Source organism: Bacillus cereus group sp. MYBK220-1 (assembly GCF_051916445.1).
Lineage (GTDB): Bacteria > Bacillota > Bacilli > Bacillales > Bacillaceae_G > Bacillus_A > Bacillus_A cereus.
This window is the reverse complement of sequence record NZ_JBQAGQ010000001.1, coordinates 1214617-1232026: the sequence shown is the minus strand read 5'-3', so window position 1 is coordinate 1232026 and position 17410 is coordinate 1214617. Positions and strand designations below refer to the sequence as shown.

The following is a 17410-nucleotide window of genomic DNA, read 5'->3' as shown; positions in this document are numbered from 1 at the left end:
CGTGTCTTTTTTATTTTTGTGGAACAGAAAGACCATAGAAGAACATCGTAACGATATCTTTTATATGTTTTTCCCGATCTCCTTCAAGAAGTTGTGCTCCAAATTCATCACCTAATTTTGTAAACATTTGAATGTAAAGTAACATCATTTCTTTAGTAAGGTGTGGATTAATTTCGTTTTTGCGCTGAGCTCGTTCTAATATTTCTAAATACCAGGGTAGGATTTTTTCATTTTGATAACTATAAATAAACTTACGGAGTTCTTCGTCCCTTTGCATCATTTGTAGTAACATATCAGGTTGAAATAATCCGCCAGTATTCATTTTTCTTACAATCATTTTTTGCATCATATCATGAAAAGGTAATTTTTCTTCTGCAAGCTCTTTATAATATTGAAATTCAGATATGATAAATTCTTGTATAAGCTCCCTAAATAACGCATCTTTACTTCCGAAATGATTATAAATTGTAACTTGAGAAACGTTTGCTTCTTTTGCGATATGTTCTATTTTCACTTCATTAAATCCACGTTCTGAAAATAATACGAATGCTGCTTCTTTAATGGCACGCTTTTTCTTTTCTTTTACTCTTTCAAAGCCGTTCAATGCAATCACCTCACTTAAAATATACAAGAAAAAATAATGGAAAACAATAATTTTGAAATATGGACTAATAAATATTTCAAAAAGTTGTTGCGAATATGGAAGATGAGGAGTACAATAATTTTGAAATATCACACATTAAATATTTCAAAAAATGAGGTGGAATTATGATTTCAGTTCAAGATGTCACAAAACAGTTTTCGAACGGAAAAGGTTTGTTTCATATTACATTTGATGTAAAAGAGGGAGAAGTATTTGGTTATTTAGGACCGAATGGTGCCGGGAAATCAACGATGATTCGTAATTTAATGGGATTTATAAAACCGACAACTGGTAAAGCGACAATTTTTGGATTAGATTGTTGGAATGAAGCGGCGAAAATTCAAAGGGAAGTTGGTTACTTACCGGGTGAAATTTCTTTTATTGAAGGAATGAACGGATTAGAGTTTTTAAAATTAATGCAAGGAATGCGAGGATTAAAGGATACGAAAAGACGAGATGAACTGATAGAGCGTCTGCAATTTGATGTGAAAACACCGATTCGCAAAATGTCTAAAGGAATGAAGCAAAAAGTAGGGATAGTCGCTGCATTTATGCACGATCCAGAGGTGTTAATTTTAGATGAACCAACATCTGGACTTGATCCACTTATGCAGCAAGTATTTATAGATTTAATATTAGAGGAAAAGCAAAGAGGAAAAACAATCCTAATGTCATCACATATTTTTACTGAAATTGAGAGAACTTGTGATAGAGTAGCTATTATTAAAGATGGTCGACTCGTAACGGTTGAAAATATTCACGATTTACAAAGTATGAGAAGACAGGTGATAGATGTAACAGTATCATCACAAGAAGAGATTGAGTCCCTTACAAAGTGTAATTTGCAATTTGAAGCGGTAAAAGGCAGAGAGGCATCTATCATTGTACAAGGAAACTATCAAACTGTTTTACAAACACTTTCAAACTATAATGTAACGGCACTTCAAACGAGAGCGATGGATTTAGAACATTTATTTATGCATTATTACGATAAGAAAGAAGGGGTAACGCATGAATAAGCAATTATTTTTAGCTAGTTTGAAAGAAACACAAAAAAATATTTTGAGTTATGCGTCTGGTGCAGCTTTATATCTGTGGTTATTAATTTGGATATTCCCGTCAATGGTATCAGCGAAAGGGCTAAATGAATTAATAGCTGCCATGCCTGATAGCGTGAAAAAAATCGTTGGTATGGAAAGTCCGATTCAAAACGTAATGGATTTTCTAGCGGGCGAATACTATAGTCTATTATTTATTATCATTTTAACAATTTTTTGCGTAACAGTTGCGACACATTTAATTGCTCGTCATGTAGATAAAGGCGCAATGGCATACTTGCTAGCAACACCTGTATCTAGAGTGCAAATTGCGATTACACAAGCTGCTGTTCTCATATTGGGACTTCTAATTATTGTATCTGTTACGTATGTAGCTGGGTTAGTAGGTGCAGAATGGTTTTTACAAGATAATAACTTAAATAAAGAATTATTTTTGAAGATAAATGTAGTCGGAGGGCTCATATTTTTAGTCATTAGTGCGTATTCATTTTTCTTTTCTTGTATATGTAATGACGAAAGAAAAGCACTAAGTTATTCAGCGAGTTTAACTATCTTATTTTTCGTATTGGATATGGTAGGGAAGTTAAGTGATAAGTTAGAATGGATGAAAAACCTATCATTATTCACGCTGTTTCGTCCGAAAGAAATTGCTGAAGGATCATATAATATATGGCCGGTAAGTATAGGTTTAACTACTGTAGCGCTTTGTATTTTTATCGTAGCGATTGTAGTATTTAGGAAGAGGGATTTACCGTTATAGAGTAGAAAGTCCACTGAGAAAGTGGGCTTTTTTTATTTGTAAATTTAAACTATTATGTTTATTGCATCCTTATAAAGGATATTTATCTTTTTAGTTACAAAAATATTCAAAAAAGTGAACCTTTTTCTAGGTTCATACGTCTAATATATGTAAAGTTAAATTGGAAGTGATGAAGTGAGGATGAAACAGGAGGAGCAATTGTGAAAGTAATCCCTTTATATAAAATGATTGTAAAAGAAGAAACGGATGTTTCTTTAGCGAAAAAAGGTGATCATGAAGCCTTTATAGCGCTTATACATACAGAAAAAGCGAAGATGTATCGAATAGCAAAGGCGATGTTACGTGATGAGACAAATATAGAGGATGCGATACAGACAACAATTTTAAAAGCCTATGAAAATATAAAAAAATTAAAAAAAGAAGAATTTTTTCAAACTTGGTTAATTCGAATACTAATAAATGAGTGTAACAATATTATTAGAGCGTATAAAAATGTAATTGTGACAGAAGAGAATGATTATATTATGAGTGCGTGTGATCAGTATGAAGATATAGATTTGTGTAATGCGATTCAATCGTTACATGAAGAATTAAGAGCTGTTACGGTGCTTTATTACTATGAGGACATGAATCAAGAGAGTATAGCAAAGCTGTTAGAAATACCGAAAGGAACAGTGAAATCAAGATTATCACGTGCGAGGGAACAACTACAAAAACGATTAAAGATGGAATAGGGGGTGTAAAGGATGGATAATGAAAAATTATTTGATGAGAAATTAAAAAAGAGAATAAAAGATGAAACTGTTATAGTACCTCCAGAGTTAAATGAAAAGATTAATGGCACGCTACATAATCTTAAGGTAAAAAAGAAGAGTTACAAAATTCATATGATGATAATTAGTGCAGCGGTTTGTATACTTTCAGTGGTATCTATGTCTGAGTTTTCTATACAAAGTTTTGCGCAAAATGGTGGAGTATTTGAATATGTAAAGAAAAAAGCGTTTTCTGATTATGAAAATGAAGAAGAAATAAAATCGAATGTACATTATCCAGATAAAGAAAAGATTCATCAAAAAATGCTAGATTCTATTGATTATTTTAAAAATATTTCAGGACAATTTGAGGAATATTCTAGCTCATCAAGAATTGCTACAACATATAAGTATGCGATTGATACGGAGAAACAAAGAGGTATCTCTTCGAAAGAAGATAAACTAGCCAAAAAACGAACAATTATATATAACGAGGGCAAGAAAAAAGAGTTTGATGATGAGAAGTATACCTATAAAGAGACAAAATGGAACCCGAAAGAAAGAAACAATGAACTATTAAAATTAAATCCTACGGAAAGGTTAGTGAGAAAATCAGATGAGAAAAAGAGATATGATGATGAATATGTAGGGCTAGCTAAATATAGTATTCAATCAGAATTCGCAGATTTATTAATTCGATATAAAGATTGGAATTATAAAGAAACGAAATATCTTGGATTAGATTGCTACAAAATTGAAGGAGTTATAAACATAGAGATGCCTGTTAGCACCTCTGAAGATTTAAGAGGGAAATTCGAAATGGTTGTGGAGAAAAATACAGGGATTATGTTGAAATTTCTTAGTTTTCAAGAAGGCTTGATTCAATATTCAGTTACGACTGAATGGATACAAATAGATAAGGGATTGAAAGAAAGTATGTTTCAAAAGGATAGCGCTAAATATGAAAAAATGAAAAACATATTGGATGAATAGAAACAGGAGGAGAGTAAATGGGGAATCATTCATTTTTAAGAGAAGAGAAAAATAAGCAAAAATATAAAAAGAAAAAGATAATAAGTTTACTACTGGCGGTATTACTATTTGGTGGAATTGGCTATGGAGCCTATGTATATATGAAAACTTCTAGTCTTGTACAAAAATCTAATTTGAATTTAGCACGAGGTGAAAAATCTAATTTACGTGAGAAATCTGTAAAGCCAATTGCAAATCATGTTTCACTTTTAATTATGGGAATTGATGAAAATCAAGAACGACAAAAGGAATATAATGGTGCATTTCATACAGATGCATTATTGTTAGCGACTTTTAATAAAGACGATAAAACAGTGAAATTAACGAGCATACCGCGTGATACATATACATATGTTCCAGTTGAAAAGAAAAAAGATAAAATAACCCATGCATATGGAAGTGGTTTCGTTAAAAATGGTAAAGATGGAGGACCGCAAGCTTCTGTGGAAGCGGTAGAGAAATTGTTACAGGTGCCTGTTGATTACTTTGTGAAATTTAATTTTGGTTCCTTTACTAAAATTGTTGATGGGTTAGATGGTATTGAAGTGGATGTCCCAGTTGAATTTACGGAGCAAAATAGTAAAGATGAACCTGATGCGATTCATTTGAAAAAAGGATTACAAAAATTAAATGGGGAAGAAGCACTTGCACTAGCAAGAACGCGCCATATTGATAGTGATGCAATGAGAGGACAGCGCCAACAACTGGTTATTGAAGCGATTTTAAGTAAATTAAAAAGTGTAGGATCGGTTACGAAGCTAGAAAAAATAGTTGAGGCGGTTGATGGTGATTTTAAAACAAATTTAGTAATGGATGATATTTTATCTTTTTATAAATACGGTTTAAACGGTTCAGTTGAAAAAATACAATTAGCTGGTGATGATTTATACTTACCTAATGGCCCAAACGGGCAACGTGTATATTATTATAATCCTAATAAAAAAGATCTACAGAGTTTGAGTAATACTCTTAGAACACATCTAGGATTAAGTGAAAAACAGATTGAGGAGAATTAAAGCAGATGTAATGTCTGCTTTTTTATTATGTTAAATAGTATGTCTTTTATCCTTAAATGTTATATACTATTTTCAAATTTAAGATAATAGTGTAACATAAATTATAGTTTAAGTTAAATAACAGGGGGGCTATTACATAGAATATATCATTAGCAATTATTGAAATAGTATGGGAGAAATGAAAATACAGGGGAGTATCAAAAATGAGAATCGTAAAGAATTTAACATTCCAAGTTATTGTGGCTATTATTTGTGGTATTGCAGTAGGGGCAATTTGGCCGAGTGTTGGACAACAAATGAAGCCAATTGGTGAAACATTCATCAATATGATTAAAATGGTTATTGCACCGATTATCTTTTTAACAATTGTGCTAGGTATTGCAAGTATGGGAAGTATGAAAAAGGTAGGCCGTGTTGGTGGGAAGGCACTATTATATTTTGAAATTGTTACAACAGCGGCTTTAATTATTGGTATCATCGTAGCGAATGTTGTACGTCCAGGAGATGGATTAGATCCCTCAAAACTAAAGGGCGGAGATGTTTCACAATATGTTCAAAGCGGACAAGAAATGAAATGGATGGATTTCTTTTTACATATCGTGCCGTCTAACATGTTTGAAGCATTTGCCAAAGGTGATATTTTACAAGTTCTGTTCTTCTCCATTTTATTCGGCGCAGGGTTAACGATGTTAGGGAAAAATGGACAACCGGTTATTGACTTTTTTGAAAGATTATCGAAAGTATTTTTTAACATTTTATCAATTGTAATGAAATTAGCACCGGTTGGAGCATTCGGTGGGATGGCATTTACAATTGGGAAGTATGGTTTAAGCACGCTCATACCACTTGGTAAATTAATGATTTGTGTATATGCGACAATGGCATTATTTGTTTTTATTGTTTTAAATTTTATTTGTAAACTGTACAAATTTAGTTTGTGGAAATATTTAGCGCATATTAAAGAAGAATTACTTATTGTTCTCGGGACATCATCGTCAGAATCAGTACTGCCGCGGATGATGACAAAGATGGAAGACTTCGGGTGTTCGAAGCCGGTAGTAGGTTTAGTCATTCCAACAGGTTACTCTTTTAACTTAGATGGAACAACGATTTATTTATCAATGGCAACTATATTTTTAGCGCAAGTTTTTCACGTCGATCTTTCACTAGGTCAACAATTAACTATAATAGCTATTTTGTTAGTTACATCTAAAGGAGCAGCAGCAGTAACCGGCGGGGGATTCATTGTACTAGCATCTACTCTATCTGCAATGAATGTTATCCCATTAGAAGGTTTAGCGTTATTACTTGGTGTAGATCGTTTCATGTCAGAAGCACGTGCTATCGTTAATTTAATTGGTAACGGTATTGCAACTGTAGTTGTTGCGAAAAGTGAAAATGAATTTGATGATGAGAAGTATACGAGAGTAGTAGAGGAAATGAAAAGAGAGAAAATGGTCGGGTAAAAAGTCAGCTTTGCTGACTTTTTTATTTTTGTAGAAAAGATGTTTTTAGATATATGCATTATTTATTAGCAATAATTAACAAGTATTCAAGTGGTAAATGAGATGAAAGTGATTAAAACAACGAATGTGTATGAATGCGAAATAAGGTTTGAACAAAATATGGAATTTTTATGAATATTACTGTAAAAAAATAATTTTTTAAAAATTTTCAATAATAATACTTTACAAAAATTAAAAAATTAGTAGAATAAGAATTAGTAAGAATCGTCTGATAAATATATAGAGAAAAACAGAATTATCAGAAAATTCTTTAATAGCTATCGTTAAGAATTAGGGAGGGTACAAAATGAAAAAGAAACAAATGAAAAAACTAACAGCAGTTGTAGCACCGGTTTTAGCAATGAGCATGGCGTTAACAGCATGTTCTACATCAGGTGGAGATAAGAAGACAAGCACAAATTCTAGCTCTAGTGGAGATAGTAAATCAGGGGAAAAATTAGCAGCAAAACAAGTGTTAAATCGAACAGTAACACAAGAGATTCCGACGATGGACTCTTCAAAATCAACTGATACAGTATCTTCACAAATGCTAGGTAATACGATGGAAGGGTTATATCGTCTTGATAAAGATAATAAGCCGATTCCAGCAGCAGCAGAATCTAGCACGAAAAGTGAAGATGGTAAAAAATATACGTTCAAACTACGCAAAGATGCAAAATGGTCAAATGGAGATCCAGTAACTGCGAAAGATTTCGTATACGCTTGGCAACGTCTATTAGATCCAAAAACAGCTGCTGAGTATGCATTTATCGCATTCCCGATTAAAAATGCAGAAGTAGTAAATAAAGGAGAAAAACCTGTAACTGAATTAGGAGTAAAAGCAGTAGATGATCTTACGCTTGAAGTTGAGTTAGAGCAAGCAGTACCGTACTTCTTAAACTTAGTAGCATTCCCATCATATTATCCATTAAATGAAAAGTTCGTAAAAGAAAAGGGCGAGAAGTTCGGTTTAGAGTCTGATACAACTGTCTATAACGGACCGTTCGTTCTTAAAGATTGGAAGCATGAACAAGGATGGCAATTAAAGAAAAATGATCAATATTGGGATAAAAAGACTGTGAAACTGGAAGAAGTTAACTTTAGTGTTGTTAAAGAGGCTGCGACTTTAGTCAATCTATATGATAGCGGTCAAGTTGACTTTGCTTTATTAAATGGAGAGTTCGTTGATAAATATAGAAGCAAGAAAGATGAATTTGGCACATATTCACAAGTGAGTACGTATTTCATTCGTATGAACCAAAAACGTGATGGACAAGACACGCCATTAAAGAGCAAAAAATTACGTGAAGCAATTGCGCTATCAATTGATAAAAAGAATTTAGCAAATGTAATTTTAAATGATGGATCAAAAGAAGCTGACTTCTTAGTACCAAAAGGGTTAGCAATTGGACCGGACGGTAAAGATTTCCAAGAAACATTTAAAAACGGTTTGAAACCAAATCCTAAAAAAGCTGCTGCAGCTTGGGAAGAAGCGAAAAAAGAACTTGGAAAAGATCAAGTTACGATTGAATTCTTAAACTACGATACTGGTAATGCGAAAAAAGTTGGCGAATATATTAAAGATCAGATTGAGAAAAACCTAAAAGGTGTAACAGTTAATATTAAACTTCAACCATTTAAGCAAAAACTAAAATTAGAAACTGAACAACAATATGATATTTCGTATGGCGGATGGAATCCGGATTATGCAGATCCAATGACGTTCTTAGATATGTTTGAGACTGGACATTCTCATAACCAAATGAGCTTCTCTGACCCTAAATATGATGGCATGGTGAAAAAAGCTGGAACGGAATTAATGAGCGATGCGAAAAAACGTTGGGAAGAGTTAGGAAAAGCTGAAAAAACATTACTTGAAGAAGATGTAGCGATTGTACCTTTATATCAACGTGGAGATTCTTATGTTTTACAACCAAATGTAAAGGGAGTAGTAAAACATAATATCAGTCCAGAATTTAGCTTTAAATGGGCATATGTAACTGAAAAATAATAGAGTTAAAAAAGCATTTCAAAGTAGCTTAGCTACTTTGAAATGCTTTTTTTGTGAGCTTAAAATACTAATTTTTAGTATGGTTAAATAGAGGAGAATAAGGTGTATAGTATGTACATATAGTAGATGGGGGATAAATCCTACTAGAATAAAAAGTCAGAATATTTAAAATTAAACTATTTACAAATGCGAAAAAAAGAGTAGAATAACATTAGTTGTAATTTTCTGAAAAACGAATCTTTAGTAAGGGGTCTCTCAAGGGTTGGTAATGTACATATAATTAGGGAGGGTACAAAAATGAAGAGAAAAAAGATGAAAAAGTTAACGGCAGTTGTAGTACCAGTTTTAGCGATGAGTGTTGCATTGACAGCATGTTCTGGGTCAGGTGGGGAAAAGAAAACGACTACTACATCAAATAGTGGGGAAGAAAAAAAATCTGATATTAAATATGCAGCGAAACAAGTATTAAATCGTACGGAAAACCAAGAAATTCCGACGATGGATACTTCTAAATCTACTGATACATTAGGTGCGCAAATTTTAGGGAACACGATGGAAGGCCTATATCGCCTTGATAAAGATAATAAGCCAATTCCTGCTGCGGCAGAGTCTAGTACGAAAAGTGAAGATGGTAAAAAGTATACGTTTAAACTGCGAAAAGATGCAAAATGGTCAAATGGTGATCCTGTAACAGCGAAAGATTTCGTTTTCGCATGGCAGCGCTTACTTGATAAGAATACTGCGGCAGAATATGCATTTATTGCTTACTATATTAAAAATGCGGAAGCGATTAATAAAGGAGAAAAACCTGTAACTGAATTAGGAGCGAAGGCGGTAGATGATTACACGCTGGAAGTAGAATTAGAAAAACCGGTACCGTATTTCTTAAATTTATTAGCATTCCCATCATACTATCCATTAAATGAAAAATTCGTAAAAGAAAAAGGTGATAAGTACGGTTTAGAAGCAGATACAACTGTGTATAACGGTCCATTCGTTATGTCTTCATGGAAACATGAACAAGGTTGGCAGCTGAAGAAAAATGATAAGTACTGGGATAAAAAGACTGTGAAATTAGAAGAAATTAACTATAGTGTAGTAAAAGAGGTTGCAACGAAAGTAAACTTATATGATACAGGATCAATTGATTTTACATTACTATCAGGAGAGTTTGTAGATAAATATAAATCGAGCAAAGAAGAATATGGTGAGTATGCGGAATCAAGTACATTCTTCTTACGTTTAAATCAAAAACGTAACGGACAAGACACGCCTTTAAAGAGCAAAAAACTTCGTGAAGCAATTGCATTATCAGTTGATAAAAAAGGATTGGCAAATGTAATTTTAAATAATGGATCAAAAGCAACAGATCAATTGGTTCCAAAAGGACTTGCGACAGGGCCAGATGGTAAAGATTATCAAGATACATTTAAAAATGGTCTGAAATATAATCCGAAAAAAGGAGCAGCAGCGTGGGAAGAAGCGAAAAAAGAACTTGGAAAAGATCAAGTTACAATTGAATTGCTAAGTTATGATGATGGAACTGCGAAAAAGATTGCTGACTATGTAAAAGATCAAATTGAGAAAAATTTAAAAGGTGTAACGATTAATACAAAAATTCAGCCGTTCAAACAAAAATTAAAATTAGAAACTGCGCAAGATTATGAAATTTCTTATGCAGGTTGGAGTCCAGACTATGCGGATCCAATGACATTTATTGATATGTTTGAATCGAAGAGCCCGTACAACCAAATGAGTTATTCAAATCCAAAATACGATGAAATGGTAGGAAAAGCAGGTAATGAATTGATGAGTGATGCGAAAAAACGCTGGGAAACGTTAGGGAAAGCTGAAAAGTTATTCCTTGAAGAAGATGCAGGGTTAGTTCCTTTATATCAAACAGGAAGATCGTACGTAATGAAACCGAATGTAAAAGGAATTGTGAAACATAACATCAGTCCAGAATATAGCTTTAAGTGGGCGTATGTAACTGAGGATGGCGGAAAAAAATAAAGTGAAAGCATTTCAAAAGTGGCTGAGCTGCTTTTGAAATGCTTTTTAGTATGCATAAGGGAATAAATCTCGTTAGCCTATTGAGAATCGGGTAGGTAATTAGGAAGGTTCTATCGGAGGAAAATAGAGAGGTCAGTAAGTAGTAAGACAGATGAATGATAGTAAGAGACCTCATGCTAATAAGAAAAATATAGAACGTAGTAATAGATTGGAATAAGGGAAGGGATGTTTACATATAGTAGACGGGGGATAATTCATATAGTAGTTAAAACAGCAAGTTACTATAATAAAAAAATAAATATTTAGAAATTTACAAAAATACTTTACAAAATCTAAAAAAACAGTAGAATATTAATTAATAAGAATTTTCTGATAACGAAAGTTAGTAGAGAATTTCTAAATGTTAATATCGTACATATAATTGGGGAGGGTACAAAAAAATGAAGAGAAAAAAGATGAAAAAATTGACAGCGGTCGTAGCACCAGTTTTAGTAATGAGTATGGCATTAACAGCTTGCTCTGGATCAGGAGATAAAGAGAAGGCAAGCACAACACCGAAAAGTGGTGAAAAAGAAGGCGGAAAGTTAGCGGCGAAGCAAGTGCTTAATTTAACAGAGTCTCAAGAGATTCCATCTATGGACTCTGCTAAAGCGACAGACCAAGTATCGTTTCTAGCTTTAAACAACGTAATGGAAGGTTTATATCGACTTGATAAAGATAATAAGGCAGCTCCAGGGGTTGCTGAATCATATAAAAAGAGTGATGATGGTAAAAAGTATACATTTACATTAAATAAAAGTGCAAAATGGTCAAATGGAGACCCTGTAACAGCGAAGGATTTCGTGTTTGCTTGGAAACGTGCGGTAGATAAAAATACAGCAGCGGAATATGCATACATTATGTTTGATTTAAAGAACGCAAAAGCAATTAATGATGGGAAAGCACCACTTGATACGTTAGGTGTAAAAGCTGTAGATGATTACACATTAGAGGTAGAATTAGAAAATCCAGTTCCTTACTTTGTAGAATTAACTTCATTCGGAACATTCTATCCGTTAAATGAAAAATTCGTAAAAGAAAAAGGTGAAAAATTTGGTTTAGAAGCAGATACAACGTTATACAACGGACCATTTATATTAACAGACTGGAAACATGAAGAAGGATGGAAATTAAAGAAAAATGCACAATATTGGGATAATAAAACAGTTAAGTTAGATGAAATCAACTTTAACGTAGTAAAAGATAGCGGTACACGTGTAAACTTATATGAAAGTGGACAAATCGATCGTGCGGGACTTACATCTGAAATGGTTGACAAATATAAATCAAATCCAGACTTCTATACACAAAAAACACCATCAACGTTCTTCTTACGTTTAAACCAAAAACGTGGTGGGCAAGATACAGTATTAAAAAACAAAGATTTACGTTTAGCGATTGCAAAGGCATATGATAAAAAAGGCTTAACGAACGTTATTTTAAATGACGGATCTACACCGGCAGATTACTTAGTACCAAAAGAATTTGCGAAGAGTCCAGATGGAAAAGACTTCCGTAAAGATAACGGAGATATTTTAAAAACAGATGTGAAAAAAGCAAAAGAGCATTGGGAAAAAGCGAAAAAAGAACTTGGAAAAGAGCAAGTAACGATTGAGCTATTAAACTACGATAGCGATAATGCGAAAAAAGTAGGGGAGTTCTTAAAAGGAGAACTTGAGAAAAACTTACCAGGGTTAACAGTGAACTTGAAAAATCAACCGTTTAAACAAAAGTTAAAATTAGAATCAGATTTAGATTATGATTTATCTTACGCTGGTTGGGGCCCTGATTACTTAGATCCAATGACATTCATTGATATGTTCGTTACAAATGGTCCTCATAACCAAACTGGATATTCAAATCCAAAATATGATGAAATTGTAGAAAAAGGTAAAGGCGAGCTATTAACGAAAACGAAAGAACGTTGGGATAGCTTACTAAAAGCTGAGAAAATGTTACTTGATGATGCTGTAATTGCACCATTATATCAACGTGGTGATGCTATCGTTCAAAGACAGAAAGTAAAAGGTATTGTTCACCATCCAGTTGGTGGAGACTACAGCTATAAATGGGCATATATTACAGAGGATAAATAAGATGAGGGGCGTACAATACGCCCCCTTTTTCTATGCACTTTTCTTCCGTCCTCGAATATATAAAATAAAAAAGGGAGAATCCCATGAAACGAAACACATACATCGATTTCCTAGCTTATTACGGAATAGGAAGTGCTCATCCTGGTGGTTTTACGTTAACAAAACAATTGTTAGCACAACTGCCTTTTAAATATGGAGCGAATGTCCTTGAGATAGGTTGCGGTACGGGGAAAACAGCGGCATATATGACAAGGGAATTTGGTTATAAAGTAACAGCGGTTGAAAAGAATGAAATTATGATTCAAAAGGCAAAAGATAGATGGTTGTTTGAAGGGTTAGATATACAATTAATTGAAGGAAATGTAGAGAATTTACCGTGTTTGAATAACTCATTTGAGTTCGTACTTGGAGAATCAATCATCGCTTTTACAGACAAAGAAAGGGTTATCTCGGAGTGTTATCGTGTATTACAGCAGGACGGTAAGCTTGTTGTCATTGAAATGATTATTGATAGGCACATTGATAAGGGTGAGGAAGAAAAAATCGCCCAATTATATGGTATGAAAGAACTGTTAACTGAGAATGAGTGGGTACAATTATTTCAGAAAGCAAATTTTAAAAGAATTACAATTGCGGGTGGTGGCACGATTGCAGAAACAATCTCTGGCTCTGTAGAAGAGCCAGAATGGAATGTATCCTCACATATTCCGAATGAGTTATATGAGGCGTGGGCACAGCATGAAAATGTACGGCTTATGTACCAACACATTTTAGGGCATCGTATTTTTATATGTGAAAAATAAAGAAAAAGAGTTGGCTAAAGGTAGCCAACTCTTTACTATGTTAAATGAAAAATAATGCAGCTAATGTAATTCCGAAGATGAAACCAAATCCGAGTTCAACACCCCAGCCACAACCGCCGCCTCCCCAGCCGCCGCAACCACAACTACTACAACCACGACCACCACATCCGCAGCTGCTGAATCCACCACCGCATCCGAATCCACAACTATCACACCTGCTAAGGCCTCCACAAAGGTCACAACCACCGTTTGCATAAGCGTCGTAGTATCCGAACCCTGAATCAAAAGATGAGCGCTGTTGCACCGGTTCAATCCATACAGAGTTTTGTGTCACATCGATTATTTTACCTAAATGTATACGGCCATCACGGTCTTCAATCCGAACAACTTTTCCGAAATAACGTTGGCATGTATGATAACATTTTTGTCTATGCATATTCTTTCCTCCTTCCGCATTACAGTAATACGATATGTAAGGGGGACAAGTGCGGCTTGTACGAATGCCCTATCTATCATAATTGTTATAGGAAAGGGGAAATATAAGAAGAGGATATATAAGGAGGAAAAGGCATGAAATCTACAGATCAGTTTCAGACATACGAAGTACCATGGGAAGATTTTATTGAAGCGTTACGAGAGGAAATGAAGAAGCAAGTAGGGACAGATATTATTGATACAGTAGTTTGCAATTTAGAAGATGGTTTTGAAGTGTATACATATGTGCAGGGGGATTTAGATTTTGAATATAAGGAAGCGCTTGAGAGAAAATACGGAAGTGATGCGAAGACACCTAATGTGTTAACGATAATGTTATTAGCTAGTATTTATAATACAGGTGAAGAGAATATACGCTTGCATGCGGATCATAAAGAGAATCCGATTGTTGAAGTGTATGTAAAGCAATGAAACACGCTGTGAAAGGCGTGTTTTTTAATTGTATGATAAAATGTTAGAAAATTAAGAAAGAAGGTGATGAGTTGGGAATTAAACATCTTAATTTAACAGTTGCAGATGTAGTAGCTGCAAGAGAGTTTTTAGAAAAGTATTTTGGCTTAACTTGTAGTGGAACAAGGGGGAATGCCTTTGCAGTTATGCGTGATAATGATGGATTTATACTAACGTTAATGAAAGGGAAAGAAGTTCAGTATCCAAAAACATTTCATGTAGGATTTCCACAAGAAAGTGAAGAACAAGTAGACAAGATAAATCGAAGATTGAAGGAAGATGGATTTTTGGTCGAGCCTCCTAAGCATGCCCATGCGTATACGTTTTATATTGAAGCACCTGGTGGATTTACAATAGAAGTGATGTGTTAAGTCAAAAATCAAACTTTTTGTTATGTGTTTTTAAAATAAAAAGTAGGAAAAGTCTGTTTTAAGCGTGGAGCTTAAACAGGCTTTTTTACTTATATAATTGGATAGAGAATGCTAGAAGGAATATTACCAAGTGTATGATCTGTTTACATAATAAGGTTATGGTGGGTTAGTTGTCCTAAAATACAAGTCATATATCTTGTTTCCTCTCATAAATTTAAACATAGGAATTTGTCTACAAAGGTGGCGAAGCCTCATCATGAAAATCCGAATTTGTGCCACGTTCATGTTGTTTCTATTTATATGTTTACCTTTATCAGCTTTTGCAAAAGGAGAGGAGGCAAAGGAAAGGGTCGTTTCACTTGTATATGACGATTCGGGCAGCATGAGAAATAACGATCGCTGGAAATATGCCAATTATGCTTTGCAAAGTTTAGTTGCGCTATTGGATGAAAAAGATAAATTTTCTTACGTTCCAATGAGTAAGCCGAATGATCCATTAAACATTTCGTTAACGAAGGATAAAAGGCAAACAGAAATTGAGGGAATTGGAGCGTGGAAAACGTATTTAAATACTCCATTTAGCGCGGTAGAAACGGCGATGCAATCTATAAAAAAGGAAGCAGATATAGATGGAAAACGTGAATTTTGGCTTATTGTATTAACTGACGGGGCATTTAATGATTTAGAGAAAGATAAGGTTGGCGGAAAAGAACAAATTTTGCAGAAATTAGCCCAGTTTAAGAAAGAAATGGATACAAAAAAGATATCGTTACATCCAGTCTTAATTACGATGGAAGAAGATTTAGGACAACAAGAAAAAGAACAACTAAATACGTTCAAGGAAATATGGAAGAAAGAGATAAATGGTGTTACGATGCCGTCAAGCGGAGAAGATGGCATTGTAAAAAGTGTAAATCAAGTGGCAGCATTAGTTGCAAATCGTGATCCATTCTCCTCTGTTGAATCGATTGTAAAAACGAAAGTAGTGGGGAAAAGAGTAGAGATTACAACACCATTTCCGTTAAAGCGTATGACGCTTGTACGACAATCGCCTTCTCTGCCCGATTATCAGGTCACACAAATTTCTAAACCATTACAATTACAATCTTCTTTTTCCATACATGCACCAGGAGAAGCAAAATTGTTCGGAAATATAGTTCATATAAGTACGGAAAATGAGGAAGTTATTAAACCAGGAACTTATACGATAGAAGTGGATCAGGACATTGAGAAAGAAGGACTACAAGTATTAGTTGAACCAGCGCTTAATTATACGGTTTCTACTTATGACAAAGATGATAGTAGTCAAAAAAATGTAGAGAACATGTACGAAGGTGTTACTGCTGTTATTGAAGCAAAGCCTACGGAGTTGCCAGTTCAGTCTTCTTACTTTCAGGCAGAAGTAGAAATAGATGGAAAACAATATGCAATGAAGTGGAACGATAAAAGGCATGTGTTTTATTACGAAACGAAGCTTGGTAAAGGGTTAGTACGCGGGAAAGTTCATATGAATATAAAGGGGTTTTATAGACAGACGAAAGAATTTAAAATTGAAACAGCTGAGAAACCGAAATTATCACTTCAAACTGTTACAAAAGATTATGAAGAAAAAGTGACAAATTTAGAGAATAGTAAACCATTTGTTTTACAACCACAGTTAGATGGTAAGTTAATGACAGAAGAAGCTGTAAAAAAACTATTAAAATCTACTGGTGTCACATCTAAACAATCAATCAATTATGAAATAAAGCAACATGGAAATCAAATCTATGTTTATCCTCGTCCCTATTACTCCGACACATTTAATTTTACAGATACCGGCACCGTAGAAGCTACCATCGTAATGCAGGATTCAAAGTTACAAGAAGTAAAGAAAAACATAACATTCCATATTCAAGATGCTCCGTTTTATGAAAAATATGCGCTTATTTTTAAGTTTGTCATTCCTATCACTTTATTACTGCTAGCAGTAGGAATCATTGTTTTAGGATGGATTGTTCGGCCAAGATTTCACCGGAAAGCACTACTGTATTATGAATGGGATCAAGAGGTAGCGAAAGATTGGCTATATCAATCTGAACCAGAATTACTTCGAAATAAATGGTGGAACCATTATTTTGGTATCCCATTTAGAGCAGAAAGAAAAACCGTGCAATCCGTTACGTTTATAGCGAAGAAAGGTTCGAAATCTGTCTTTGTAGCGAAAGAATCACAAGTAGTTGGAATGATTATTGATGGAATGTTTATAGCAGAGGATGAAGTAGGAATGGAACATAAGACACTATATCCAAATGAACTTTTACTAATTGATAGGGGATATGGTAAAGAGATTTACAAGTACGAATGTGAATAGTAGGTAGGGATAA

Annotated in this window: 15 protein-coding genes; 13 read left to right on the top strand and 2 right to left on the bottom strand. The window is 34.0% G+C overall.

All coding sequences use genetic code 11. The features are described 5' to 3' along the window. Positions 1–10 precede the first annotated feature (10 nt). Complete coding sequence (locus tag ACTFRU_RS06160; RefSeq protein WP_002024578.1) at positions 11–613, bottom strand: TetR/AcrR family transcriptional regulator; 603 nt, start codon at positions 611–613, stop codon at positions 11–13. A gap of 155 nt (positions 614–768) precedes the next feature. Between ACTFRU_RS06160 and ACTFRU_RS06155 the strand changes: the two genes are divergently transcribed. The 10 genes from ACTFRU_RS06155 to ACTFRU_RS06110 all read left to right on the top strand — a co-directional run bounded on the left by ACTFRU_RS06155 (position 769) and on the right by ACTFRU_RS06110 (position 13728). Then, on the top strand, positions 769–1662 hold the full coding sequence (locus ACTFRU_RS06155) for an ABC transporter ATP-binding protein (RefSeq protein ID WP_025710113.1): 894 nt from the start codon (positions 769–771) through the stop codon (positions 1660–1662). After that, positions 1655–2461, top strand: coding sequence for an ABC transporter permease subunit (locus tag ACTFRU_RS06150; RefSeq protein WP_001041419.1), 807 nt, complete (start codon positions 1655–1657; stop codon positions 2459–2461). Before ACTFRU_RS06155 ends, ACTFRU_RS06150 begins: the two co-directional genes overlap by 8 nt. Before the next feature lie 200 nt (positions 2462–2661). Further along, positions 2662–3195 carry an RNA polymerase sigma factor gene (locus tag ACTFRU_RS06145; protein WP_000864730.1) on the top strand — a complete coding sequence of 178 codons (534 nt, stop codon included), beginning with the start codon at positions 2662–2664 and terminating at the stop codon, positions 3193–3195. Between the two features lie 12 nt (positions 3196–3207). Then, the gene (locus ACTFRU_RS06140; RefSeq protein ID WP_000368255.1) at positions 3208–4206 is read left to right on the top strand and encodes a hypothetical protein; all 999 of its coding nucleotides are present in this window, start codon (positions 3208–3210) and stop codon (positions 4204–4206) included. 17 nt (positions 4207–4223) lie between these two features. Next, positions 4224–5261 (top strand): LCP family protein, encoded by a 1038-nt coding sequence (locus ACTFRU_RS06135; RefSeq protein ID WP_000526716.1) that lies wholly within the window; start codon positions 4224–4226, stop codon positions 5259–5261. 203 nt (positions 5262–5464) lie between these two features. Beyond that, complete coding sequence (locus tag ACTFRU_RS06130) at positions 5465–6727, top strand: dicarboxylate/amino acid:cation symporter (RefSeq protein WP_001223628.1); 1263 nt, start codon at positions 5465–5467, stop codon at positions 6725–6727. A gap of 346 nt (positions 6728–7073) precedes the next feature. Then, on the top strand, positions 7074–8777 hold the full coding sequence (locus ACTFRU_RS06125; RefSeq protein ID WP_427259769.1) for a peptide ABC transporter substrate-binding protein: 1704 nt from the start codon (positions 7074–7076) through the stop codon (positions 8775–8777). Positions 8778–9074: 297 nt separating this feature from the next. Continuing rightward, entirely contained in the window at positions 9075–10790 is a 1716-nt protein-coding gene (locus ACTFRU_RS06120) for a peptide ABC transporter substrate-binding protein (protein ID WP_025710114.1), read from the top strand. Between the two features lie 440 nt (positions 10791–11230). Continuing rightward, positions 11231–12925, top strand: a complete 1695-nt coding sequence (locus ACTFRU_RS06115; RefSeq protein ID WP_025710115.1) for a peptide ABC transporter substrate-binding protein — start codon at positions 11231–11233, stop codon at positions 12923–12925. 83 nt (positions 12926–13008) lie between these two features. Beyond that, the gene (locus tag ACTFRU_RS06110) at positions 13009–13728 is read left to right on the top strand and encodes a class I SAM-dependent methyltransferase (RefSeq protein ID WP_000828241.1); all 720 of its coding nucleotides are present in this window, start codon (positions 13009–13011) and stop codon (positions 13726–13728) included. A 40-nt stretch (positions 13729–13768) separates the two neighbouring features. On the opposite strand, the gene ACTFRU_RS06105 is transcribed toward ACTFRU_RS06110, so the two are convergent. Further along, the gene (locus ACTFRU_RS06105; protein ID WP_000555006.1) at positions 13769–14164 is read right to left on the bottom strand and encodes a hypothetical protein; all 396 of its coding nucleotides are present in this window, start codon (positions 14162–14164) and stop codon (positions 13769–13771) included. 134 nt (positions 14165–14298) lie between these two features. Here ACTFRU_RS06105 and ACTFRU_RS06100 point away from each other — a divergent pair, with 134 nt between their 5' ends. The 3 genes from ACTFRU_RS06100 to ACTFRU_RS06090 all read left to right on the top strand — a co-directional run bounded on the left by ACTFRU_RS06100 (position 14299) and on the right by ACTFRU_RS06090 (position 17397). Next, complete coding sequence (locus ACTFRU_RS06100) at positions 14299–14634, top strand: hypothetical protein (protein ID WP_000842887.1); 336 nt, start codon at positions 14299–14301, stop codon at positions 14632–14634. Between the two features lie 71 nt (positions 14635–14705). Beyond that, positions 14706–15044: a VOC family protein gene (locus tag ACTFRU_RS06095; RefSeq protein WP_000511518.1), complete on the top strand. Its 339-nt coding sequence runs from the start codon at positions 14706–14708 to the stop codon at positions 15042–15044. Between the two features lie 256 nt (positions 15045–15300). Continuing rightward, entirely contained in the window at positions 15301–17397 is a 2097-nt protein-coding gene (locus ACTFRU_RS06090) for a vWA domain-containing protein (RefSeq protein ID WP_006928458.1), read from the top strand. The last annotated feature ends 13 nt before the right edge of the window (positions 17398–17410 follow it).